Genomic DNA, 23,610 nt, shown 5'->3' on the forward strand with positions numbered 1-23,610 from the left:
CTTTGCTTTAGTTTAGCAATCTTTTAAAAATTAGGAAAGTTACAGGCCTATACCTATCTTAAACAAATAATTTAAGTAAAATAAATAAGAGGAGGATTCTTATGCACGAAGTATATATCACCATTTTAGTACAAACAATTAAAGAACAGTACACAAATGAAGTAACATTTTATCAAAATGTGTTAAATACTGACAAGGTCAGCTGGGAAAAATGGAAGAGTGGAAACGGTACATTAACTCCAGAGCAAAATCAAAAAATTAAGAATCTTTTTAGCGATTATGAATGGATGCTCATGCAAAAAGTGCTGCGCCAAACGATTATTTTCCCCGAAAAAAGAACGCAGGCAGTTAGTGAATATCGCCGTTTGAAAACGCAGATTGCACAAAAATGGTTACAAAAAAAGTTGGCTGATGTTGAAGTAATTACCCATAATGAAGAAAAAGAGAATAATCAGTTGCTTGATTTACGCGTTTTTATTACGTATGATGAGTGGGGTTTTGATGATATCTTAAGTTTTCGCTTGCCAGCACGGATTCAACAACAGTTACAACAAGAAAAAGTTGGCCTGTTAGCTTGGGTTAATGAAAATTTAGAAGAAACCTACAATCAATAGCTATTAAAGGAGCGTTTTAGACTTTTGAATAAATTAATCGGAGTAGGTGCGGTTTTAATCGTAGCTTGTGCCACTTTTTTTGTTTTTTTTGGTCAATATCAACAAAATTATGCGAATAAAACAGTGGCATCCACAGCCATTAGTGCCAAAAAGACAACAACCACCACCTCTTCAGCACCTATGCGACCAACAGACTTGCCACAGATTGCACGAGATGATTGGAGGTTAGTCTTAGTTAGCCCGGATCATAAAATCGTAACAGAAGTACCAGAAGAACAATTAACCACCTTAGCTGATGGGCATATTGTCGATCAAAGGATCGTGAAAAGTTATGAAGAATTAACGGACGCTGCTAAAAAAGACAATATCAAGCTCCATCTGGTTTCTGCGTTTCGCTCAGTTGCTTATCAAAAACAAGTTTTTAATGAGCGCGTGACGCAATTAGAAAATCAAGAGCAGTTAACTAAAGAAGCCGCAACACAAAAAGCCAAATTGACCATGACCGAACCTGGTTATAGTGAACATCATACCGGACTTGCAGTAGATGTTGTAGATGAAAATTGGTTAGCCTCTAATCCCAATATGGTGTTAGATGAAAGCTACAGTAGTCAACCAGGCGCGCAATGGTTACAAAAAAACGCCAGTCGCTTTGGTTTTGTCGTGCGCTATCCTGATGGTAAACAAGCTATTACGAAAATCACCTATGAACCGTGGCATTTACGTTATGTTGGAGTAAAAAGCGCCGAATATATGACAAAACATAATTTAACACTGGAAGAGTATCTTGACCTATTAGAAAAGTGGGAGGGTTATGAGCATTAAAAGAAAATACACGAAACGTAAAAAGGCCGGCTTTCCAGCAATTTTAGCCGGATTTTTGCTTATTTTAGCGGCTTTTGTTTTTTCAATTAAACAATTAAGCCAGCCGACTACACCGACACAAGTGGCATCTGTAACAAATGAAGAAGTCAGCCGCAAAGAATTTATAAAAAAATTAGTTCCCCACGCCCAAGAACTTCAAAAAGGCTATGGTGTTTTGCCTAGTATTATCCTAGGTCAGGCCGCGCTAGAGTCGAATTTTGGTCAAAGTCAATTAGCCAGTGAGTATAAAAATTTATTTGGCATTAAAGCTTATGGGGATGTCCCGAAAGTAAAATTAGATACCCAAGAATTTGTCAACGAACAATATATCACCATTAAGGGTGAATTTAAAGTTTATAATTCTTGGGAAGCTTCTATGGATGATCACACGATGCTTTTTGTTAACGGTGTGAACTGGGATCGACAAAAATATGAGTCTGTATTATTAGCCCAAGATTATAAACAAGCTGCAAAAGCCTTACAAGAGGCGGGATATGCGACAGATCCTCAATATGCTGATAAAATTATAAGTATGATAGAAGAGTATAATTTAATGCAATATGACTAGTTTTCAATCAAAGGAGGAGTGTTTTCATGGAGCAAAAAATGCCGAAAATCTCGACTGAATTACGCAAAGATATCGTGCGCGTTCCTAAAATTATCCGCGAAGCAACCGGCATACAAATTTTTGGACGTCGGATACGTTCCATTATCTTTACAACTGATATCGCGATTATTCGCAATACCGATGCCGATGCGGTTATTGCTGTGTATCCTTTTACACCACACCCGGCTATTACCAAATCGATTATTGAGGCTGCTGATATCCCCGTTTTTTCTGGTGTAGGTGGCGGCTTAACACAAGGTGAACGTTCGACTTATATGTCGATGTTTGCTGAGGCACAAGGATCGATTGGCGTCGTTTTAAATGCACCAACATCAGTAGACACCGTTCAAATGGTTTGTCGCGTAGTAGATATTCCTGTTGTAAGTACAGTGACCTCTAAATTAACACCAATTGATGAAAAATTAGCGGTGGGGGTTAAAATTATTAATATCAGTGCGGGCAAAGATACGGCAGATACTGTTCGACATTTCCGTGAAAACTATCCTGATTTACCCATTATGGCAACGGGTGGTCCAACAGAAGAAAGTATTTTTGAAACGATTCAAGCTGGCGCCAATGCCATTACCTTTACACCACCATCTAATGGGGAATTATTTAGTCGTAAAATGGAACATTATCGTCAAATGGAAATTGATAAGGAAGGCTAAATAAATTGTAGTAAAACCGATAAAAAACCAGTCCAAAGTTCGCTGAATTGCTAGATTTTTGACTGGTTTTTATTCAATTATAACCTGTTATTAAAAGTGCGAGCCAATTTAAGTTTCTTTAAAAAATAAATTTTTACGCTGAAATTTCGTATCTTATCACTCGTTTTCTAATTTAGCTTTTATAAGGTTAAAGCGCATTCATAAAATAATTTTGGCGTCTTTTTCTTTAATTCCGTAGATTTTTTGTTTGTGATTGTCTTGCCAATAATACAGTTCACGACTTTTATTGGTCATAAGAGCAATCAGTAAATCTTTAATGGTTAAAGGTGCTTTATTTTTTTCGGCAATGAAAACAAAGTCGCCTTTTTGATCGATTTTGATAGCTGTAACGAAAGCATCTTCGATATAAAGACCTTGGTAATTTTCTTTTTTTGGCATAGTAGCCAAAATAGTGACGAACTCTTTTGCTTGCATAATCTTCCTCCAACGACGAACTAGTAAGGTCACTATAGCATAGTTTTTAAAAAAAAGTTTCTGCCTTTTTATGACAGAAATGCCATGAGCTAAAATTTTGTCGTAACTGTTATTCACCAGCAGTTGAGAAGGAATGAAAAAATCTTACAGAAATTATCATTCTTTCAAGAAAATTGGTTGCCAGTTTTCAATGAAGGTGTTATACTCCAATACATAATTTATTGCGCATGGCGCAGTAAGCTACATACCTGCTTATATATCGTCGTAATCTGGTCGACAGTCTCTACCCAGTACCGTAAATACTGGACTATAAGCAAAAAACGTGCGTAAGGCGCTTTTTTTGCTTAGACTGGCAAAAAGCGTCTTTTTTTGTTAGTTTGGCAGTAAAGATGAAAAATTAAGAAGGAGCAGTGTGATTATGAAAGAATTAGTAGCAAGAATCAAAGAAGATGGACGTGTATTAGGTGACGGTGTTTTAAAAGTGGATAGTTTTGTAACCCACCAAGTTGATCCCGTTTTAATGGAGGCAATCGGCAAAGTTTTTGCAGATGTCTTTAGAGCAGCTAATATCACAAAAGTCGTGACGATTGAAGCTTCCGGCATTGCTCCAGCGCTTTATACGGCACAAGAATTAGGTGTTCCTTTAGTCTTTGCCCGCAAGTCTAAAAGTTTAACGATGAACGAAGAACTTTTGACAGCGCAAGTTTATTCCTTTACAAAACAAGTAACGAGTACTGTTTCGATTTCAAAAAAATTCTTAACAAAAGACGACAATGTATTATTAATCGATGACTTTTTAGCAAATGGACAGGCAGCAAAAGGCTTAATTGAGCTTTGTCAACAAGCTGGTGCTCATGTTGAAGGAATCGGCATTGTGATTGAAAAATCTTTCCAAGATGGCCGCGAACTTTTAGAAGACATGGGGATTAAAGTTGTTTCATTAGCACGAATTGCATCATTAAAAGCAGGTGAAGTTGAATTTATCGAGGAGGATGCTTAATTGGATAAGCAGACACAAAACGGAAAAGCAGCCGTATTAGGGTTGCAACACTTACTTGCGATGTATGCCGGTGCCGTGGCAGTGCCACTTTTAATCGGAACAGGTTTAGGTTTTAACGAAACACAAATGACCTATTTAATTTCTATTGATATTTTCATGTGTGGGATTGCAACGCTTTTACAATTAACAGTAACGAAATTTTTTGGCATTGGCTTACCGGTAGTTTTAGGGTGTGCCATTCAAGCTGTTGCCCCGTTGATTTTGATTGGTAGTAAATCAGGTGTTGGTGCCATTTATGGTTCCATTATTGCTTCTGGAATTTTTGTAGTTTTAGTAGCAGGTTTCTTTTCAAAGATTAAAAAATTGTTTCCCTCATTGGTAACAGGAACAGTTATTACAGTGATTGGATTAACTTTAATTCCGGTTGCCATTACCAAAATGGGTGGCGGCGATGTGACAGCTCAAAATTTCGGTGATCCCAATCAATTGATTTTAGCTTTTGTCACCATTTTATTAATTGTTGGTGTTCAAGTTTTCGCTAAGGGATTCTTGCGATCAATTTCTGTTTTAGTCGGACTTGTGGGGGGAACACTACTGGCTTGTTTGATGGGATTAGTTGATTTTGCTGCAATTGGTCACGCACCTGTTTTCCATATTCCGCAACCATTTTACTTTGGAAAGCCAACTTTTGATGTTTGGTCGATTTTACTTATGATTATCATCTCGATTGTCAGCATGGTAGAGTCAACGGGCGTTTATTTTGCGCTAGGAGATATTACGGGTAAAAAAATTACAGAAGATGATCTTAAACGCGGGTACCGCGCAGAAGGTTTGGCAGTTATTTTAGGTGGCATTTTTAATACATTTCCATATACTGGTTTTTCTCAAAATGTTGGCTTGGTACAACTATCAGGGATTAAGACGAAAAAACCAATTTATTTTTCAGCTATTTTCTTAATTATTTTAGGACTTTTCCCTAAAATTGGTGCTATTGCTCAAATTATTCCTGAACCCGTTTTAGGTGGGGGGATGTTAGTTATGTTTGGTATGGTGGCTGTTCAAGGGATGAAGATGTTGTCAAAAGTTGATTTTAACAACGATAAAAATTTGTTGATTATTGCTGTGTCCATTAGTTTTGGCTTAGGCTTTAACTTAATGCCACAACTTTTTAGCCAATTACCAGAGACTGTTCAAATGTTCACCGGTAATGGGATTGTTATGAGTAGTTTAACTGCGATTATTTTAAATCTTGTCTTTAACGGTTTGAAAGATGATGAAAAAGTCGTGATTGATTAGGCAATAAAGCAAAATAGAAAATTGATGCAAATGACAGTGCGTTTGTCATTTGCATTTTTTTATTTTAAATAAAACACGAACGAAAAAACTAAAAACAATATTATTATTCGAGTAATTATTTACAGTCGAAATTATCCTTGTTACAATAAAAAAAAGTCAACGATAAAGGAGCAAATCATGACAGCAGAAGTTGCAATAATTATGGGAAGCGTATCCGATTGGGAAACAATGAAACACGCTTGTGAGCAGTTGGATGAATTAGAAATCAGCTATACAAAACAAGTTGTATCTGCCCACAGAACACCAGATTTAATGTTTGAATTTGCCGAGGGTGCAAGAGAAAAAGGAATAAAAATAATCATTGCCGGTGCCGGTGGCGCTGCACATTTACCTGGTATGGTCGCTGCCAAAACAACGTTGCCAGTAATTGGTGTTCCAGTTAAATCACGAACATTAAATGGTTTGGATTCTTTGCTTTCGATTGTGCAAATGCCAGCTGGAGTGCCGGTTGCGACGACGGCAATAGGACAAGCTGGTGCAACAAACGCCGGACTACTTGCGGCGCAGATGCTTTCCATGTATGATTTAGGCATAGCGCAAAAATTAGCTGAAAAGAGAGCGAAGATGCGTGAGATTGTGATGGAAAGTAGTGATCAACTTGGTTAAGCCTTTATTACCAGGAGCTGTAATTGGGATTGTCGGTGGCGGACAACTAGGTCGAATGATGACCATTAGTGCAAAGGAAATGGGTTTTCGTGTTGGTGTTTTAGATCCAGCCGAAGACTGTCCAACAGCGCAAGTGGCAGATTGGCATATTGTTGCAGCATATGACGATGTTTTTGCTTTAGAAGAAATGGCACGACGCTGTGATGTAATTACTTATGAATTTGAAAATGTGAGCGTTGATGCATTAAATGCGATTATTTATAGCGCCAATGTCCCACAAGGAACAGATCTTTTAGCAATTACCCAAGACCGTTTAATGGAAAAAGCATTCTTGGAAGAAAATAATATTGTTATTGCTCCTTATGAAACAATCATTAGCCCAACTGATATTCAAGATGCTATTGACAGTATCGGTTATCCTTGTGTGTTAAAAACCACGCGGGGAGGTTATGACGGAAAAGGACAGTATGTTTTATATAGTACTGCTGATTTGGCGCCGTCCATGAATCTATTGCGTTCAGGTACTTGTGAACTAGAAGCGTGGATTCCTTTTGAAAAAGAAATTTCCGTGATGGTTGCTGGTAATGGCAGCGGTGAATTTATGGTGTTTCCAGTAGTAGAAAATATCCATCGTAACAATATTTTACATGAAACGATTGCGCCAGCACGAGTTGCAACCGAAGTTTCACAAGAAGCACAACGAATTGCCAGAGTGATCGCAAAAGCGCTGGATTTACGAGGTGTTTTGGCCATTGAAATGTTTTTAACCAAAACAGGTAGCATTTATGTTAATGAATTAGCGCCTCGGCCGCATAATTCTGGTCACTATTCTATTGAAGCTTGCAGCCAAAGCCAATTTGACGCCCATATACGTGGGATTTGTGGTTGGCCACTAGGTGAAGTCAAATTATTAAGTGATGCTGTTATGGTCAATATCTTAGGTGATGAGCTAGGGGAAACCTATGACTTGATTGCACGAAAACCCAATTGGCAGTTTCATTATTATGGAAAAGCACAAGCAAAATCTGGCCGTAAAATGGGACACATTACCATTACCACAGATGATATTTATGGCACCTTAGAGGAAATCTACCAAACCAATATTTGGGATTAGATAACGCGTGTCTTAAAAGTTTAAATAGAATATAAAATAGAGGAGCTATTGCATGTTAGAACGTTATACACGCCCCGAAATGGGTGCAATTTGGACAGATGAAAATCGTTATAAAGCGTGGTTAGAAGTAGAAATTTTAGCTGATGAAGCTTGGGCTGAATTAGGTGAAATCCCAAAAGATGATGTAAAAAAAATTCGCGAACATGCAACATTTGATATTCCAAGAATTTTAGAAATTGAAGAGGAAACGCGGCATGACGTGGTTGCCTTTACCAGAGCAGTCTCAGAAAGTTTAGGAGAAGAACGCAAGTGGGTACATTACGGCTTAACGAGTACCGATGTCGTTGACACAGCTTACGGTTACTTATTAAAACAAGCTAATGATATTTTACGCAAAGACTTACAAAACTTTTTAGAAATTATCGGCAATAAAGCTATCGAGCACAAAAACACAGTCTGTATGGGTCGGACGCACGGTGTCCACGCAGAACCAACTACTTTTGGCTTAAAATTAGCTACTTGGTATTCTGAAATGAAGCGAAATATCGAACGCTTTGATCATGCTGCCAAAGCAGTTGAAGCTGGCAAAATTTCTGGTGCAGTGGGAACATTTGCAAACATTCCGCCTTTTATTGAAGAATATGTCTGTGAACACTTGGAAATTCGGTCCCAAGAAATCTCAACACAAGTATTGCCTCGCGATTTACATGCAGAGTACTTTGCTGCAATGGGATTAATTGCAACTAGTATCGAACGTTTTGCTACTGAAATTCGTGGATTACAAAAATCTGAAACAAGAGAAGTAGAGGAGTATTTTGCCAAAGGTCAAAAAGGCTCATCTGCTATGCCGCACAAACGTAATCCGATTGGCTCTGAAAATATGTGTGGACTGGCGCGGGTGATTCGTGGTCATATGCTAACTGCCTATGAAAACGTACCGTTGTGGCACGAGCGGGATATTTCTCACTCTTCAGCAGAACGTATCATTGTTCCGGATACAACAATTTTATTGAACTATATGTTAAATCGTTTTGGCAACATCGTTAAAAATTTGACAGTCTTTCCGGAAAATATGAAACGAAATATGGATGCTACTTTTGGCCTGATTTACAGTCAACGGGTAATGTTAAAGTTAATTGATAAAGGAATGACCCGAGAAGCAGCATATGATTTGGTACAACCAAAAACTGCCTTTGCATGGGATCATCAAACGGCTTTTCGACCTTTGTTAGAAGAAGATGAAAAAATCACTTCTATTTTAAGTAATAAGGACTTAGATGATGCCTTTGATTATCATTACCACCTTAAAAATGTAGATGCAATCTTTAAACGTGTCGGTCTAGAATAAAAAAACGACGAACTCGCAAATGGGTTCGTCGTTTTTTATTTCTGGTTGTTTAACTTTATAAATAACTCTGCAGCTATTTGAATCTTATGCCGCAAAACCAAAATTTCTATAAAAAAAAGACGCTGATAATAAATCAGCATCTTTAACCAAATACTACTTTTGGTTGTGTATAATGGCGCATTCTTTCATCTCGCAAAACAGCGAGGATGTTCTCTACAAAGGAAAAATTATACTCTTCTAAATTAAAAAATACTTTAAAAGTATAGTTGTTTTTAAAGAAACGTTGTTCATGAATCTGTTCGATAATTAACTCTTCGTTGTGACTGTTTTGATATCGAAAAATTCGTTTGCGACAGTCAACATGACGTTTTGATGCTTGTTTTACCTTGCGAAAAGTATAAAACGAAGTATTTTTATTCATTTGATAAACTTCTTCTACTGCTAATAAGTCGTTAAACAGCCGACGTTTTTCTTCAAATACAAGGGAATCCAAAAAGCTGGCAACCAGTTGACTTTCTTCCATGCATAGGCCTCCTAAAAATAATCCTATCAATGAGTCTAAAAATACTATAACACTTTTTTATTTCACTGTAAACGCTTCATTAAAAGCCGCTTTGAAAAACTATTTTAAAAAATTTTACGAATAGTTATATCAATAAAAATATTTTTTTTTTGAAAAAAAGTTAAACACGAACAATTAAGTGCGTTTTGATAATTATTATCCAGATAAATGTTGACCCGTATCCTTGCGATTGTTAAAATAAACACAAGCTAAACACGAACGATTTTGGCGATGCAAAATTTAATGTCAATAAAATGAGGTGCAAAATGCAAAAAAAAGAATTACGTTACGCCGGCAAAGCTAAAAAACTTTATACGACTGACGATCCAACTGTTTATTGGGTAGAATATCTTGACCAAGCTACTGCGTTAAATGGCGCTAAAAAAGATCAAGTATCTGGCAAAGGGGCACTAAATAATCAAATTACCAGCTTAATTTTCCAACAACTAAAAAACGAAGGAATTCCCTCTCATTTTGTCGGAAAAATATCAAAAACCGAACAATTGATAGAATGTGTAGAAATAATTCCACTGGAAGTTGTTGTTCGGAACACTGCTGCAGGTAGCTTCTCAAAACGATTACAAGTTGCAGAAGGAACACCCCTTAGTTTTCCGGTTGTAGAGTTTTATTACAAAGAAGATAAACTAGATGATCCATTCATTAATGACGATCACGTAAAGTTACTAAAATTAGCTACAGGCAAAGAGATTAACGATATTAAACATTTAGCTCGAAATGTAAATGTGGCGTTACAACGAATTTTTGCCCAAATTGGCATTAAATTAATTGACTTTAAAATTGAAATTGGACGCACCACTTCCGGGCAACTGCTCTTGGCGGATGAAATTTCACCAGATACTTGTCGACTTTGGGATTTGGCAACCAATGAACATTTAGATAAAGATATTTACCGACGTGATTTAGGGGATTTGGTTCCTGTTTATGAAGAAGTTTTAAAGCGTTTAGAAAATCAATTTTTAGTGGAGGAGCAATAGCATGTATTTCGTAAAAGTTTATGTAACGTACAAAGAATCAGTTTTAGATCCACAAGGGCAAGCAGTTAAAGGTGCCGTTCATCGTATGGGTTATGAAGAAATTGATGAGATTCGCATCGGAAAATATTTTGAAATTAAAGTAGCTAAAGGCGATCGACCCGTTGAGGAAATGATTGAAAATATTTGTGACAAGTTACTTGCTAATGTCAACATGGAAACTTATCGTTACGAAATTACTGCAATGGAGGAAGTTTAATATGAAATTCGCCGTAATTGTATTTCCCGGCTCTAACTGTGATATGGATATGCTTTGGGCGATTAAAGATATAATGGGATCACAAGCCGAATATGTCCGTCATGATGTTAATTCTTTAGCGGGTTTTGACGGTGTGTTATTACCTGGGGGATTTTCATATGGTGATTACTTGCGCTGTGGTGCAATTGCTCGTTTTTCACCAATTATGGCTGAAGTGAAACGATTTGCCGAAGAAGGAAAGCCTGTATTTGGCACTTGTAATGGTTTTCAAGTGTTAACAGAGGCGGGCTTGTTACCGGGGGCTCTAATTCGGAACAAGTCGTTACACTTTGTTTGCAAGACGACACCTTTAAAGGTGAACAATCAAACAAAATTTACTTCTGAATATGAAAACGATGAGGTAATCAAAATCCCCGTCGCTCATGGGGAAGGCAATTATATCTGCGATGAAAAGACATTAGCAAAATTAAAAGCCAATAATCAAATTGTTTTTACGTATGAAGAAGATGTGAATGGCAGTATGGCAAATATCGCTGGCATTTGTAATGAAGCTGGTAATGTTATGGGAATGATGCCCCATCCAGAACGTGCGATGGAAGAATTATTAGGTTCAATAGATGGTCGTCGTTTTTTTGCCTCAATTTTGAAAAATTTTGGAAAGGTGCCAGTTAAATAATGATGAAAATAAGTGAACCAACACCACAAGAAATAAAAGAGCGTAAAATTTACGCGCAGTGGGGCTTAACTGATGAAGAATATCAGATGATTTCAGAAGATATTTTAGGGCGCTTACCTAATTATACTGAAACTGGTCTTTTTTCTGTCATGTGGAGTGAACATTGCTCTTATAAAAATTCAAAGCCCGTTTTACGCAAATTTCCAACTAGTGGACCCCAAGTTTTACAAGGACCTGGTGAAGGTGCTGGGATTGTTGACATTGGTGATGGCCAAGCGGTTGTTTTTAAAGCGGAAAGTCACAATCATCCGTCAGCTGTTGAACCTTATGAAGGCGCAGCTACCGGGGTTGGTGGAATTATTCGCGATATTTTTAGTATGGGAGCACGTCCGATTGCAGTTTTAGATTCTTTGCGTTTTGGCGAGCTGAATAATTCCCGCACAAAATATTTATTAGAAGAAGTGGTCGCTGGAATTTCAGGTTATGGTAACTGTATTGGAATCCCGACTGTCGGCGGCGAAGTAGCCTTTGATCCTTGCTATGAAGGCAATCCGTTAGTTAATGCTATGTGCGTTGGGTTAATTGAGCACAAAGATATTCAAAAAGGCCAAGCTAAAGGTGTCGGAAATGCAATTATGTACGTGGGGGCCAAAACAGGACGTGATGGTATTCACGGCGCAACCTTTGCCTCAGAAGAATTTGTTGAAGGCCAAGAACAACAACGTTCAGCTGTTCAAGTAGGCGATCCGTTTATGGAAAAATTATTGCTAGAAGCTTGTCTAGAACTAATTTTAGAACACCAAGATATTTTAGTTGGCATTCAGGATATGGGGGCGGCCGGTCTGGTATCTTCCAGTTCAGAAATGGCTTCAAAAGCTGGTTCTGGTTTAAAACTATATTTAGATGATGTACCACAACGGGAAACGGGTATGACCCCTTATGAAATGATGTTATCTGAATCACAAGAGCGCATGTTAATTTGTGTGAAAAAAGGACATGAAAAAGAAGTTGAAGCGCTCTTTAGTAAATATGAGTTAGATGCAGTCACGATTGGTGAAGTAACTGATGATGGTTTATATCGTTTGTATCATCGTGGTGTTGAAGTAGCGAATTTACCTGTCGATGCGCTAGCAGAAGAGGCACCGACCTATCATAAAGCATACGCAGAACCAGCGCGAATCAAAGAATTTGCGAAAATGGCTGATTTTACGCCAGTAGTAGAAGACGCTACGGCTACTTTATTACAACTTTTACAACAACCTACTATTGCTTCTAAAAAAATGATTTATGAAACTTATGATTCACAAGTACGTACGAATACCGTAGTAGCACCAGGAAGTGATGCTGCTGTTTTACGGGTACGTGGGACAAAAAAGGCTTTGGCGATGACGACGGATTGTAATGCGCGCTATTTATATTTGAACCCAGAAATTGGCGGACAAATTGCCGTTGCCGAAGCGGCACGAAATATTGTTGCAAGTGGTGGACAGCCACTTGCGATTACCGATTGCTTAAATTATGGCTCGCCAGACAAACCAGAAGGATTTTGGGAACTATGGACCTCAGCTGATGGAATCAGCGAAGCTTGCCGCACTTTGGATACGCCGGTTATTTCGGGGAATGTTTCTTTATATAACGAAACAGACGGCAAAGCAATTTATCCAACGCCAATGATTGGAATGGTTGGTTTAATTGCTGATAGTAAAAATATTACTACCCAAGACTTTAAGGACGCAGATGACTTAATTTATCTTGTGGGGGAGACGTTTGCTGATTTTAACGGAACTGAAATCCAAAAAATGCAAAAAGGTCTAATTGAAGGTAGACTTATGAATTTTGATTTAGCAAATGAAAAAGCCAATCAAGCTTTGGTTTTAAATGCTATTCAAAAAGGACTTGTAGTCAGTGCACATGATTGTGCTGAGGGTGGTTTGGCGATTGCGTTAGCCGAGTGCACGTTTAAAAATGGTTTGGGAATTTCAGTTGATGTTTCAATGCCAAAAGAAAACTTATTTTCAGAAACACAATCTCGTTTTGTTTTATCAGTGAAAAAGACAGCTCAAAAAGATTTTGAAATGTTAGCAAAAGATAAAGCAACTTTGATTGGGACAGTCACTAATGATGGAAAAATTAAAATTAATGCAAATGACGGCAACATTGCAGTTGCAACGCACACTGCCAAAGAACTTTGGGAGGAAGCAATTCCATGTCTTATGAAGTAAAAAGTTTGAATGAAGAATGTGGCATTTTTGGCGTCTGGGGTCACCCAGACGCTGCGCGTGTCACTTATTTTGGTCTCCATAGTTTGCAACACCGCGGTCAAGAAGGAGCGGGAATTGTTTCAAACGATGCCGGCAAATTGTACGGCTATCGTGAATTGGGGTTATTGTCTGAAGTTTTTAAAGACGATAGACAGCTCGCACAATTAAAAGGAAATGCGGCGATTGGCCACGTGCGATATGCGACGGCCGGTAATGGTAGCGTTGATAACATCCAACCCTTTTTGTTTAAATTTTATGACTGTTCTGTCGGTCTTGCCCACAATGGTAATTTGACCAATGCTTGTAGTTTACGGACAGAATTAGAACGTGATGGCGCGATTTTTCATTCTAATTCTGATACTGAAATTTTAATGCATCTGATTCGGCGGAGTAAAAAAGAAACGTGGTTGGATCAATTAAAAGAAGCGTTAAACCAAGTTAAAGGCGGTTTTGCCTACATTTTAATGCGGGAAGACTGCATGATTGCAGCGCTTGATGCCAATGGGTTTCGTCCTTTGGCCATCGGGAAGATGAAAAACGGGGCTTATGTGGTGGCCTCTGAAACATGTGCTTTAGAAGTTAGCGGGGCAGAATTTGTTCGTGATGTACAACCCGGAGAAATTATCATCATTAATGATGATGGGGTTAAAATCGAACATTTCACTAAAGATACCCAACATGCTATCTGTTCGATGGAATATGTCTATTTTGCGCGACCAGATTCCAATATTGCCGGAGTAAATGTTCACACAGCAAGAAAAAATATGGGGCGAAATTTAGCCAAAGAAGCACCAGTAGCAGCCGATATGGTCATTGGTGTGCCCAATTCTTCTTTATCAGCTGCTAGTGGCTATGCAGAAGCTTCAGGTATTCCTTATGAACTGGGATTGGTGAAAAATCAATATGTAGCCCGCACGTTTATTCAACCAACTCAAGAATTAAGAGAGCAAGGAGTGCGGATGAAATTATCAGCTGTTCGAGGAGTAGTTGCTGGTAAAAAGGTAATTATGGTGGACGATTCGATTGTAAGAGGAACTACCAGCCGCAGGATTGTGGATTTACTAAAAGAAGCTGGTGCCAAGGAAGTGCACGTCAGAATTGCTTCACCACCTTTAAAATATCCTTGTTTTTATGGCATTGATATTCAAACAAGAAAAGAATTAATTGCGGCCAATCATTCGGTAGAAGAAATTCGTCAAGTGATAGGAGCCGACTCGTTAAGTTATTTAAGCGAAGAGGGTTTGATTAACGCCATTGGATTAGATTTTGATGCCCCATATGGCGGTTTATGTATGGCCTATTTTAACGGGGACTATCCAACCCCTTTATACGATTACCAAGAAAAATATCAGGCTTCATTAAAAGAACAAACTTCATTTTTCTAAATAAAAGGAGCGAAAATAAGTGGCCAATGCATATGCAAAAGCTGGCGTTGATGTGAACGCTGGGTATGAAGTAGTAGAGCGAATCAAAAAACATGTGAAAAAAACGGAACGTCTAGGTGTGATGGGTGCGCTAGGTGGTTTTGGTGGTTGTTTTGATTTAAGTAGCTTAGGTGTAAAAGAACCCGTTTTAATTTCCGGGACTGATGGTGTCGGGACTAAACTAATGGTAGCTTTTAAAGCGGATAAACACGACACTATTGGTATTGATTGTGTGGCGATGTGTGTAAATGATATCGTTGCGCAAGGAGCAGAACCTTTGTATTTCTTAGATTATTTGGCAACTGGCAAAAACGAACCTGCTCGCTTGGAACAAGTAGTTGCAGGTGTGGCAAACGGGTGTCTTGAAGCTGGTGCGGCTTTAATTGGTGGTGAAACTGCTGAAATGCCAGGTATGTATGCAACAGATGAATACGATTTAGCTGGCTTTGCAGTAGGTGTAGCCGAAAAAAGTCAAATAGTAACTGGCGAAAATATCAAAGCAGGCGATATTTTGTTAGGATTGCCCTCAACCGGAATTCACTCAAACGGTTTTTCGCTCGTTCGAAAAATTTTCTTTACCGAACATAATTTAAGTGAAGCTAAAAAGATTGCTGCGCTAGGGGATAAACCGTTAGGCGAAGTTCTCTTAACCCCAACTAAAATTTATGTGAAATCAATCCTCCCGCTAGTAAAAGAAAATTTGGTGAACGGCATTGCCCACATTACCGGTGGCGGTTTTGTAGAAAATATTCCGCGGATGTTAAAGGAAAATGTTGCTGTTGAAATTACAGAAGGTACCTGGCCAGTTTTACCAATTTTTGACGTGTTGGAAGATTATGGCAAAATCAATCACGCTGAAATGTTTGAAATTTTCAATATGGGAATTGGTATGGTATTGGCAGTAAGTCCCGAAAAAGTGGAACAAGTTAAGCAGATTTTAGCAGCTTTAAATGAACCTTGTTATGAAATTGGTCGAATTGTCGAAAAAACAAAAGACACGCCTTTACTTACGATCCACGAGGAAAAAAAATGAGGATTGCAGTTTTAGCTTCTGGGAATGGGAGTAATTTTGCTGCTATTGCCGATTATTTTCAAAAAGAAAGCGTAGCAGCGGAAATCGCCTTCGTTTTTAGTGATAAAAAAAATGCTTTTGTGCTGGAACGGGCCCAAAAAATTGGGGTTGCAACGTTTCAATTTAGTCCTCAAGACTTTCCAAGTAAAAAGGATTATGAAAAAGCGCTGTTAGCGTTAATGCAGCAAGAAAAAATTGATTTAATCGTTTTGGCGGGTTATATGCGCATTATCGGCCCCCAACTTTTGGCGGCTTTTCCTAAAAAAATTATTAATATCCATCCGTCATTACTACCGGCTTTTCCTGGTCTTAACGGCATCAAAGATGCCTATGATTATGGCGTCAAAGTAACGGGGGTAACGGTACATTACATTGATGCCGGTGTGGATACTGGTCCGATTATTGCCCAAGTTCCTGTTTTAATTTTAGATGATGATCTGACCAGTTTGGAAGCCAAAATTCACCAAGCCGAGCATCAATTATACCCCACCGTTTTAAAACAAATTGTACAGGGGCAGCAATAAAGACTTGGCAATCGTTACACTTTAATACCTATTACGGAATAAAAATCAATTAAGAGGAGTTTATGAAATGAAAAGAGCTTTAATCAGTGTTTCCGATAAAACTGGTGTCGTAGAACTGGCAGAAGGATTACTACAGGCTGGCTGGGAAATTATTTCGACTGGCGGCACGCAAAATGCCCTTACAAAAGCTGGTATTGCGACAATTGGAATTGAAGAAGTAACTCATTTTCCAGAGATGATGGACGGTCGGGTTAAAACATTACATCCTCTTATTCACGGCGGGCTATTAAGTCGTCGTGATAATACTGAACACGTCAAAGCTATGACAGACCATAATATTCAGCCAATTGATTTGGTAGTGGTCAATCTTTATCCTTTTAAAGAAACTATTTTAAAAGCGGATGTAACGACAAAAGATGCCATTGAAAATATTGATATTGGTGGGCCCAGTATGTTGCGCTCAGCTGCTAAAAACCATGAATTTGTAACGGTTGTGGTTGATCCGTTAGATTACGGGAAAGTTTTAGCCGAAATTAAAGAAAATGGGAAGACAACTTTTGCAACCAGACAAAAATTAGCCGCAAAAGTTTTTCGACATACGGCTGCTTATGATGCGTTGATTGCAGGCTTTATGACAGAGCTTGTGGCAGAAAAAGAGCCAGAAAAGTTAACTTTAACTTATGATTTGAAACAAAATTTGCGTTATGGGGAAAATTCTCATCAAGAGGCGGCTTTTTACGCCGATGCATTACCGGTCAGCTACTCGATTGCGCAAGCCAAACAACTTCATGGTAAAGAGCTGTCTTATAACAATATTAAAGACGCCGATGCAGCAATTCGGATCGTAAGAGAGTTTAAAGAGCCAACGGTAGTAGCGCTAAAACATATGAATCCTTGTGGCATCGGCTCAGCTGATACCATTGTAAAGGCCTATGATTTTGCCTATGATGCCGATCCAGTTTCTATTTTTGGAGGAATCATTGTTTTAAATCGAAAGGTAGATCTGGCGACCGCTGAAAAAATGCACAAATTATTCTTGGAAATTATTATTGCTCCAAGCTTTGCTACAGATGCCTTAGAATTGTTAAGTAGTAAGAAAAATATTCGTTTAATGACACTAGATTTTAGTGAAGTCAATAAAGCTGAATTACCAGAAAAAGTTTCCGTTTTAGGTGGATTACTCCTGCAAGATCAAGATGTAATAAAAGAAGAGGTAAATGATTTTAAAGTGGTCACTAAAAGACAACCAAGTGCCCAGGAGTTAAATGCTTTAGCTTTTGCCTGGAAGGCCGTAAAACATGTAAAATCAAATGCAATTGTGTTGGCAAATGAACATCAAACCGTTGGGATTGGTGCCGGTCAGATGAATCGTGTTGGTTCTGTTAAAATTGCAATTGCGCAAGCAGAAAATGCTGGCAAAATGGACGGTGCAGTTTTAGCCAGTGATGCATATTTTCCAATGGGAGACTCAGTGGAATTTGCCGCAGAGCATGGCATTAAGGCAATTGTACAACCGGGTGGAAGTATTCGTGATCAAGAATCAATTGACATGGCGGATAAATACGGTGTTGCAATGGTCTTCACGGATGTTCGTCATTTCCGTCACTAAGAGAGGATATTAAAATGAAATTATTTATTATTGGTGGCGGTGGTCGTGAACACGCCATTGCTAAGAAATTGTTAGCAGATGAAAAAGTGGAACAGGTATTTTGTGCTCCGGGAAATCCAGGGATGAAGCAAGATGGGATAATAACTGTTGCCATTGCAGAAAACGAGCATGAAAAACTCATTGACTTTGCTAAGAAAGAAAATGTTACGTGGACTTTTGTTGGGCCTGAAGCCCCGCTACAAAGAGGGATTGTCGATGATTTTCAAAAGGCAGGTTTACTAATTTTTGGTCCGAATCAAAAGGCAGCGCAGATTGAAAGTTCAAAAGATTTCGCCAAACAAATTATGGTAAATAATCAGATTCCAACCGCAGCTTATAAAACTTTTTCTGATTATCAAAAAGCGGCGGCTTACGTTGAGGAAAAAGGTGCCCCAATTGTCATTAAAGCTGATGGATTAGCGGCTGGAAAAGGTGTAGTCGTAGCTGAAACAATAGAAGAAGCACTAACGGCGTTAGCCGACATGTTAGAGGGAAATCGTTTTGGTGAAAGTGGTGCTAAGGTAGTCGTCGAAGAATTTTTAGCTGGAGAAGAATTTTCCTTATTGGCGTTTGTTAAAAATGAAGAAGTCTATCCTATGGTTATTGCCCAAGACCATAAACGCGCCTATGACGGAGATAAAGGACCAAATACCGGCGGCATGGGTGCATATTCCCCTGTACCGCAAATCAGTGATGAAATGGTGACAAAGGCAGTTAAAGAAATTTTGGAACCTGCGGCTTATGGCATGGTAAAAAACGGCACACCTTTTACTGGAATTTTGTATGCTGGCTTAATAGCGACAAAAGATGGGGCCAAAGTAATCGAATTTAATGCACGCTTTGGTGATCCAGAAACACAAGTTGTCTTACCGCGCTTAAAATCTAGTTTAGCAGATATTATTACGGCACTTTTAAAAGGGACAAAACCGGTGGTGACGTGGCATGATCAGGCAGCATTTGGGGTAGTCGTTGCCGCACAAGGCTATCCTGGCGATTATCAAAAAGGTATGGTATTGCCACAAACTACAACTGAAAAGACAGAATTATATTATGCTGGGACAGCTAAAAAAGCTGAAAACTTAGTCGCAGCCGGTGGTAGAATTTTCTTAGTCGCAGCCCAAGCTAGCGATTTGAAAACGGCCCGCGATGAGGTTTATGAAGCGCTAGCTCAAATGGACTTGCCGCAAATGTTTTATCGCAAGGATATTGGCGCAAGAGCATTCAAATAAATTCAGAACAACAGCAGGATATATGTTTGTAAAACAGCAGGTGGGACAAAATGTTTGTCTTGTCTGCTGTTTTTATTTGTGGAGGATTTTTTAAATTAAGTTGTTAGCGTTTTCTCTAAGTTGTGTTAAAATTTAACAGGAAGCAATTTTTAATGAATTATATTTGCAAATTTGGAGGTTACAAGATGAAACAAGTTAACTTTGGACCAAATGAATTAGGTGTCTCTAGTGTCGTCTTAGGTTGTATGCGAATTACTGAGGCCAAAGATCCTGTCGCGGTGATTCACGCAGCCGTAGAAAATGGCATCAACTTTTTTGATCATGCGGATATTTACGGGCAAGGAAAATGCGAAGAAATTTTTGCAGAAGCTTTTGCTAAAACCGGCTATAAAAGAGAAGATATGTTTATCCAAAGTAAGTGTGGCATTGTCCCAGGTAAAATGTTTGATTTTTCAAAAGAACATATCATATCTTCAGTAGAAAAAAGCTTGAAACGCTTAAATGTCGACTATCTAGATGCACTATTACTACATCGCCCAGATACATTGATGGAGCCAGAAGAAGTAGCGGCAGCTTTTGATCAATTGGAGTCAGAAGGTAAAGTAAAATATTTTGGGGTCAGCAATCAATACTCACGCCAAATCGAATTGTTAAAAAAATATGTGCGCCAACCCTTAGTTGCCAATCAATTACAATTTGGAATTATGCATACGGGCATGATTGATTTTGGCTTACATGTGAATATGACAGATTCTCGTAGTGTTGATCACGACGATGGTATTTTGGAATTTTCACGGTTGAATGATATGACAATTCAAGCTTGGTCACCTTATCAGTATGGATTTTTTGAAGGGGTCTTTATTGGTAACGAGAAATTCCCTGAATTAAATAAAAAATTAACAGAAATGGCTGAAAAGTATAATACGACACCAACTGGTATTGCGTCAGCCTGGATTTTACGTCATCCGGCCAATATGCAAGTGATTGCTGGTACTATGAATCCGCAACGAATTGAAGAAATCGCCAAAGCTAGTGATGTGGTAATGGCAAAAGAAGATTGGTATGACATTTATTTAGCAGCAGGAAATGATTTGCCATAAATTAATTATAATTTCTGATAATAAATAGCGTGAAAACGATAATCGTTCGGAATTTCCGAACGATTTTTGTGTTTTAAGAAAATATTTACGATTATTCTGTTGCATTTCTGAATAAGATGGGCTAAATTACATAGGGCGCAAAAAATGTGACCCAAATAAACAAATGGAGGCTATTCATTATGTTTGATATGAAAGTTTTTGATTATGAAGATGTTCAACTGATTCCAAATAAATGTATCGTAAGTTCTCGTTCCGAGTGTGATACAACGGTAACCTTAGGGAAGCACTCGTTTAAAATGCCGGTAGTACCTGCTAATATGCAGACGATTATCGATGAAAATATCGCGGAATTTTTAGCTGAAAATGGCTATTTCTACATTATGCATCGTTTCAATGAAGATGCCCGTATTCCTTTTATCAAAAAAATGCAAAGTCGTAACTTGATTACGTCAATTAGTGTTGGCGTAAAACCTCATGAGTACACTTTTGTTGAAGAATTGGCAGCAGAAAATCTAGTGCCAGACTACATTACAATTGATATTGCCCATGGGCATGCTAATGCTGTGATTGAAATGATTCAACACATTAAACGTTTATTGCCAGAGACATTTGTCATTGCCGGTAACGTGGGAACACCAGAAGCAGTTCGTGAATTGGAAAATGCTGGTGCGGATGCAACTAAAGTTGGAATTGGACCAGGTAAAGTTTGTATCACTAAAATTAAAACAGGCTTTGGTACAGGGGGCTGGCAATTAGCAGCTGTGCGTTGGTGTGCAAAAGCGGCCAGAAAACCAATCATTGCCGACGGCGGAATTAGAACCCACGGAGATATTGCAAAATCCGTTCGTTTTGGTGCTACCATGGTTATGATTGGCTCGCTGTTTGCTGGGCATGAAGAATCTCCAGGGGAAACCAAAGTACAAGACGGTGTTGTCTTGAAGGAATATTTTGGTAGTGCTTCTGAATTTCAAAAAGGTGAAAAGAAAAATGTAGAAGGTAAGAAAATTTGGATTCCTTACAAAGGTAAGCTTGCAGATACCTTGGTGGAAATGAAACAGGACTTACAGTCATCGATCTCTTATGCGGGCGGCAAAGACTTAGAAGCAATTCGCAAAGTCGATTATGTGATTGTGAAAAACTCTATTTTTAATGGCGATACGATTTAAGTAGTATTTTAACCACGACTGTCGACAGTCGTGGTTTTTTTCATCTTGTTACAGGTTATGCTAGAATGAAGACGAAGGATTAGATGTTATTTGTGATCGAAATTTATTATTTTTTTTGAAAGAGGGGATAAAATGACAATCAAAGTCATGTCGATTTTTGGTACACGACCAGAAGCGATTAAGATGGCACCAGTTATTAAAGCGCTGGAAAAAGATACGCGTTTTGAATCAATTGTCACTATAACAGCACAGCATCGTGAAATGCTAGATCAAGTGATGGAAATCTTTTCGTTAAAAGCGGATTTTGACTTGGATATTATGAGTAACGGGCAGACGTTGACTGATATTACGACCAAAGTTTTATTGGAATTACAGCCAGTGTTAAAACAAGCACGACCAGATATCGTGTTAGTTCACGGGGATACTACAACAACGTTTGCTGCGGCAACTGCCGCTTTTTATCAGCAAATTCCAATTGGTCACGTCGAAGCCGGATTAAGAACTTATAAAAAATATTCGCCTTATCCAGAAGAAGCCAACCGTCAGTTGACGGATGTTTTAAGTGATCTTTATTTTGCGCCGACTGCCACCAGTGCGGAGAATTTGCAACAAGAGCATCATTTATCTGATCATATTTATATCACGGGTAATACAGCAATTGATGCCATGAAATATACGCTGAAAAAAGAATATGGGCATCCTGCACTTTCAGCAGATAAAAAACAGATCCTAGTTACCATGCATCGACGGGAAAACTTAGGGGATAAAATGGCATCGGTATTTCATGCATTGCGCCGCTTAGCCACGGAATTTCCTGAAGTTTCGATTGTTTTTCCGATGCACAAAAATCCATTAGTACGACAAAATGCACGAAAACAGCTGGGGGATTTGGCAAATGTGGCGTTAATTGAACCACTAGATGTAGTGGATTTTCATAATATTGCTGCTAGAAGTTATTTGATTATGACCGACTCTGGTGGGGTGCAAGAAGAAGCCCCCTCACTTGGGGTACCGGTTTTGGTGTTGCGGGATACAACGGAGCGACCAGAGGGAATAAAAGCTGGAACGTTGCGCTTAGTGGGGACTGATGAAGAGCAAGTTTATGAAGCGGCTAAAAATCTTTTAACCAGTCAAGAGGCATATAAAAAAATGGCTCAGGCGAAAAATCCATATGGCGATGGAAAAGCGAGTGAGCGAATTTTAAATGCTATTGTTGCGTATTTTACAAAAAATAATGAAGGGATATAAAAAGTTTTAACAAATTAGGACCAAAAGCCACCATGGCTTTTGGTCCTAATTTGTTAGGTTGTTATTTTTCAAAAGAGGAAAAATTAAGAGAAATTCCCTTAGGCAGAATGTTTGTGGGCAGTTACTTGTTGTAAAGCCGACTCGATTTTAAGAAAGTCGTGAAAATCAGGTATCGGTTTAATCGTCACGATGGGAAGATGACCAAACATTTCTTGCGGCGAGAAGGTTGAGATGATTAAATCATAAGCTTCAAATTGTTCGTGCATCTTTTGGTGATGTGTATTGACACAGTCGATTAGTTCGAAATCGGTTTGGTTAATAAAATGCTGTTGTAACTTTTTTTGTAAGTAGTGGGGATGTGCTAAAGAAACGTCGGATAAAATTAACGTTCGGGTTTTAAACTGCCAATATTCCAAAACTTGAGGCAGTAAAGTAATGATAAGAAATAGTTGATGGTACATATGGTCAATCGTGATTTGAATGTTGTTTTTAATTCCATAGTCGCCAATAAATTGCTTCAAACCAGCAATAATATGAGGGAACTTTTTCTCGTAATTCAAAACAAAGCCACGCCTTGAATTGGATAAAATCGCAATGAAGTCACTGTTTTTTAAGTAAATATATGATGCAGCTATGAAAAAGCAGCTTGAAATTGATGAAGCACGCACTCAGTTGGCAAACTTCCGCCAGAAAGTGAAAGTTACACTGTTTGATGGCAGCCCAGTGCCTGAGGTAGAGAAGCCAGATGAAAAGCCAGTAGCGAAAGACGGCTTACAAATTACAATTGTGGAGGCAGAATAA

Annotated in this window: 25 protein-coding genes and 1 riboswitch; of the genes, 22 read left to right on the forward strand and 3 right to left on the reverse strand. The window is 38.5% G+C overall.

What is annotated here, in order from left to right; translation table 11 throughout:
- The first annotated feature begins 101 nt into the window (after nt 1-101).
- From P3T75_RS05650 to P3T75_RS05665, 4 genes are read left to right on the forward strand one after another with little or no spacing between them, the layout of a single operon-like run.
- A complete protein-coding gene (locus P3T75_RS05650; RefSeq protein ID WP_206903728.1) occupies nt 102-614 on the forward strand; it encodes a hypothetical protein in 513 nt (170 codons plus the stop codon).
- A gap of 24 nt (nt 615-638) precedes the next feature.
- A complete protein-coding gene (locus P3T75_RS05655; RefSeq protein WP_282462420.1) occupies nt 639-1,436 on the forward strand; it encodes a M15 family metallopeptidase in 798 nt (265 codons plus the stop codon).
- Nucleotides 1,426-2,043, forward strand: a complete 618-nt coding sequence (locus tag P3T75_RS05660) for a glycoside hydrolase family 73 protein (RefSeq protein WP_206903726.1) — start codon at nt 1,426-1,428, stop codon at nt 2,041-2,043. The genes P3T75_RS05655 and P3T75_RS05660 overlap by 11 nt, the downstream gene beginning before the upstream one ends.
- Nucleotides 2,044-2,069: 26 nt before the next feature.
- Entirely contained in the window at nt 2,070-2,750 is a 681-nt protein-coding gene (locus P3T75_RS05665) for a hydrolase (RefSeq protein WP_206903725.1), read from the forward strand.
- A 198-nt stretch (nt 2,751-2,948) separates the two neighbouring features.
- Here P3T75_RS05665 and P3T75_RS05670 read toward each other — a convergent pair whose 3' ends face one another.
- Nucleotides 2,949-3,257 (reverse strand): hypothetical protein, encoded by a 309-nt coding sequence (locus P3T75_RS05670; protein WP_282462421.1) that lies wholly within the window; start codon nt 3,255-3,257, stop codon nt 2,949-2,951.
- 199 nt (nt 3,258-3,456) lie between these two features.
- Nucleotides 3,457-3,554, forward strand: a riboswitch (purine riboswitch).
- 88 nt (nt 3,555-3,642) lie between these two features.
- On the opposite strand from P3T75_RS05670, the gene P3T75_RS05675 reads away from it, so the two are divergent.
- The 5 genes from P3T75_RS05675 to purB all read left to right on the forward strand — a co-directional run bounded on the left by P3T75_RS05675 (nt 3,643) and on the right by purB (nt 8,648).
- The gene (locus tag P3T75_RS05675; protein ID WP_282462422.1) at nt 3,643-4,224 is read left to right on the forward strand and encodes a xanthine phosphoribosyltransferase; all 582 of its coding nucleotides are present in this window, start codon (nt 3,643-3,645) and stop codon (nt 4,222-4,224) included.
- Nucleotides 4,225-5,520, forward strand: coding sequence for a nucleobase:cation symporter-2 family protein (locus P3T75_RS05680; protein WP_206903722.1), 1,296 nt, complete (start codon nt 4,225-4,227; stop codon nt 5,518-5,520).
- A gap of 177 nt (nt 5,521-5,697) precedes the next feature.
- Nucleotides 5,698-6,186 (forward strand): 5-(carboxyamino)imidazole ribonucleotide mutase, encoded by a 489-nt coding sequence (purE, locus tag P3T75_RS05685; protein WP_282462423.1) that lies wholly within the window; start codon nt 5,698-5,700, stop codon nt 6,184-6,186.
- On the forward strand, nt 6,170-7,300 hold the full coding sequence (gene purK / locus P3T75_RS05690) for a 5-(carboxyamino)imidazole ribonucleotide synthase (RefSeq protein WP_282462424.1): 1,131 nt from the start codon (nt 6,170-6,172) through the stop codon (nt 7,298-7,300). Before purE ends, purK begins: the two co-directional genes overlap by 17 nt.
- A 52-nt stretch (nt 7,301-7,352) precedes the next feature.
- The gene (gene purB / locus P3T75_RS05695; RefSeq protein ID WP_282462425.1) at nt 7,353-8,648 is read left to right on the forward strand and encodes an adenylosuccinate lyase; all 1,296 of its coding nucleotides are present in this window, start codon (nt 7,353-7,355) and stop codon (nt 8,646-8,648) included.
- A gap of 142 nt (nt 8,649-8,790) precedes the next feature.
- Here the strand turns inward: purB and P3T75_RS05700 are convergent, their stop codons facing one another.
- Nucleotides 8,791-9,171, reverse strand: a complete 381-nt coding sequence (locus P3T75_RS05700) for a hypothetical protein (protein WP_282462426.1) — start codon at nt 9,169-9,171, stop codon at nt 8,791-8,793.
- Nucleotides 9,172-9,476: 305 nt separating this feature from the next.
- On the opposite strand from P3T75_RS05700, the gene purC reads away from it, so the two are divergent.
- The 12 genes from purC (at nt 9,477) to wecB (ending at nt 22,809) form a co-directional block, all read left to right on the forward strand.
- Nucleotides 9,477-10,205, forward strand: coding sequence for a phosphoribosylaminoimidazolesuccinocarboxamide synthase (gene purC, locus P3T75_RS05705; protein WP_282462427.1), 729 nt, complete (start codon nt 9,477-9,479; stop codon nt 10,203-10,205).
- A gap of 1 nt (nt 10,206) precedes the next feature.
- Entirely contained in the window at nt 10,207-10,461 is a 255-nt protein-coding gene (gene purS, locus P3T75_RS05710; RefSeq protein ID WP_206903716.1) for a phosphoribosylformylglycinamidine synthase subunit PurS, read from the forward strand.
- Between the two features lies 1 nt (nt 10,462).
- Nucleotides 10,463-11,137: a phosphoribosylformylglycinamidine synthase subunit PurQ gene (gene purQ, locus P3T75_RS05715; RefSeq protein WP_282462428.1), complete on the forward strand. Its 675-nt coding sequence runs from the start codon at nt 10,463-10,465 to the stop codon at nt 11,135-11,137.
- Nucleotides 11,137-13,359 carry a phosphoribosylformylglycinamidine synthase subunit PurL gene (purL, locus tag P3T75_RS05720; RefSeq protein WP_282462429.1) on the forward strand — a complete coding sequence of 741 codons (2,223 nt, stop codon included), beginning with the start codon at nt 11,137-11,139 and terminating at the stop codon, nt 13,357-13,359. Before purQ ends, purL begins: the two co-directional genes overlap by 1 nt.
- Entirely contained in the window at nt 13,344-14,783 is a 1,440-nt protein-coding gene (gene purF / locus P3T75_RS05725; protein ID WP_282462430.1) for an amidophosphoribosyltransferase, read from the forward strand. Before purL ends, purF begins: the two co-directional genes overlap by 16 nt.
- A 19-nt stretch (nt 14,784-14,802) precedes the next feature.
- Nucleotides 14,803-15,855, forward strand: coding sequence for a phosphoribosylformylglycinamidine cyclo-ligase (purM, locus tag P3T75_RS05730; protein WP_282462431.1), 1,053 nt, complete (start codon nt 14,803-14,805; stop codon nt 15,853-15,855).
- Entirely contained in the window at nt 15,852-16,418 is a 567-nt protein-coding gene (gene purN, locus P3T75_RS05735) for a phosphoribosylglycinamide formyltransferase (protein WP_282462432.1), read from the forward strand. Before purM ends, purN begins: the two co-directional genes overlap by 4 nt.
- Nucleotides 16,419-16,485: 67 nt before the next feature.
- Entirely contained in the window at nt 16,486-18,027 is a 1,542-nt protein-coding gene (purH, locus tag P3T75_RS05740; RefSeq protein ID WP_282462433.1) for a bifunctional phosphoribosylaminoimidazolecarboxamide formyltransferase/IMP cyclohydrolase, read from the forward strand.
- A gap of 14 nt (nt 18,028-18,041) precedes the next feature.
- Nucleotides 18,042-19,295 carry a phosphoribosylamine--glycine ligase gene (purD, locus tag P3T75_RS05745; protein WP_282462434.1) on the forward strand — a complete coding sequence of 418 codons (1,254 nt, stop codon included), beginning with the start codon at nt 18,042-18,044 and terminating at the stop codon, nt 19,293-19,295.
- Nucleotides 19,296-19,480: 185 nt separating this feature from the next.
- Nucleotides 19,481-20,395: an aldo/keto reductase gene (locus P3T75_RS05750; protein ID WP_230710585.1), complete on the forward strand. Its 915-nt coding sequence runs from the start codon at nt 19,481-19,483 to the stop codon at nt 20,393-20,395.
- 188 nt (nt 20,396-20,583) lie between these two features.
- Entirely contained in the window at nt 20,584-21,561 is a 978-nt protein-coding gene (gene guaC / locus P3T75_RS05755) for a GMP reductase (protein WP_282462569.1), read from the forward strand.
- Nucleotides 21,562-21,693: 132 nt separating this feature from the next.
- Nucleotides 21,694-22,809: a non-hydrolyzing UDP-N-acetylglucosamine 2-epimerase gene (wecB, locus tag P3T75_RS05760; RefSeq protein ID WP_282462435.1), complete on the forward strand. Its 1,116-nt coding sequence runs from the start codon at nt 21,694-21,696 to the stop codon at nt 22,807-22,809.
- A 98-nt stretch (nt 22,810-22,907) separates the two neighbouring features.
- Here wecB and P3T75_RS05765 read toward each other — a convergent pair whose 3' ends face one another.
- Complete coding sequence (locus P3T75_RS05765; RefSeq protein ID WP_282462436.1) at nt 22,908-23,369, reverse strand: PTS sugar transporter subunit IIB; 462 nt, start codon at nt 23,367-23,369, stop codon at nt 22,908-22,910.
- Between the two features lie 73 nt (nt 23,370-23,442).
- Between P3T75_RS05765 and P3T75_RS05770 the strand changes: the two genes are divergently transcribed.
- Nucleotides 23,443-23,610, forward strand: a complete 168-nt coding sequence (locus tag P3T75_RS05770) for a hypothetical protein (RefSeq protein WP_282462437.1) — start codon at nt 23,443-23,445, stop codon at nt 23,608-23,610.

Source organism: Enterococcus montenegrensis (assembly GCF_029983095.1).
Lineage (GTDB): Bacteria > Bacillota > Bacilli > Lactobacillales > Enterococcaceae > Enterococcus_C > Enterococcus_C montenegrensis.

Coding starts and splice junctions, on each gene's coding strand:
- P3T75_RS05650 (WP_206903728.1), top strand. CDS start 102: ATGCACGAAGTATATATCACCATTTTAGTACAAACAATTAAAGAACAG.
- P3T75_RS05660 (WP_206903726.1), top strand. CDS start 1,426: ATGAGCATTAAAAGAAAATACACGAAACGTAAAAAGGCCGGCTTTCCA.
- P3T75_RS05665 (WP_206903725.1), top strand. CDS start 2,070: ATGGAGCAAAAAATGCCGAAAATCTCGACTGAATTACGCAAAGATATC.
- P3T75_RS05675 (WP_282462422.1), top strand. CDS start 3,643: ATGAAAGAATTAGTAGCAAGAATCAAAGAAGATGGACGTGTATTAGGT.
- purE (WP_282462423.1), top strand. CDS start 5,698: ATGACAGCAGAAGTTGCAATAATTATGGGAAGCGTATCCGATTGGGAA.
- purB (WP_282462425.1), top strand. CDS start 7,353: ATGTTAGAACGTTATACACGCCCCGAAATGGGTGCAATTTGGACAGAT.
- P3T75_RS05700 (WP_282462426.1), bottom strand. CDS start 9,171: ATGGAAGAAAGTCAACTGGTTGCCAGCTTTTTGGATTCCCTTGTATTT.
- purC (WP_282462427.1), top strand. CDS start 9,477: ATGCAAAAAAAAGAATTACGTTACGCCGGCAAAGCTAAAAAACTTTAT.
- purS (WP_206903716.1), top strand. CDS start 10,207: ATGTATTTCGTAAAAGTTTATGTAACGTACAAAGAATCAGTTTTAGAT.
- purQ (WP_282462428.1), top strand. CDS start 10,463: ATGAAATTCGCCGTAATTGTATTTCCCGGCTCTAACTGTGATATGGAT.
- purL (WP_282462429.1), top strand. CDS start 11,137: ATGATGAAAATAAGTGAACCAACACCACAAGAAATAAAAGAGCGTAAA.
- purF (WP_282462430.1), top strand. CDS start 13,344: ATGTCTTATGAAGTAAAAAGTTTGAATGAAGAATGTGGCATTTTTGGC.
- purN (WP_282462432.1), top strand. CDS start 15,852: ATGAGGATTGCAGTTTTAGCTTCTGGGAATGGGAGTAATTTTGCTGCT.
- purH (WP_282462433.1), top strand. CDS start 16,486: ATGAAAAGAGCTTTAATCAGTGTTTCCGATAAAACTGGTGTCGTAGAA.
- purD (WP_282462434.1), top strand. CDS start 18,042: ATGAAATTATTTATTATTGGTGGCGGTGGTCGTGAACACGCCATTGCT.
- P3T75_RS05750 (WP_230710585.1), top strand. CDS start 19,481: ATGAAACAAGTTAACTTTGGACCAAATGAATTAGGTGTCTCTAGTGTC.
- guaC (WP_282462569.1), top strand. CDS start 20,584: ATGAAAGTTTTTGATTATGAAGATGTTCAACTGATTCCAAATAAATGT.
- wecB (WP_282462435.1), top strand. CDS start 21,694: ATGACAATCAAAGTCATGTCGATTTTTGGTACACGACCAGAAGCGATT.
- P3T75_RS05770 (WP_282462437.1), top strand. CDS start 23,443: ATGAAAAAGCAGCTTGAAATTGATGAAGCACGCACTCAGTTGGCAAAC.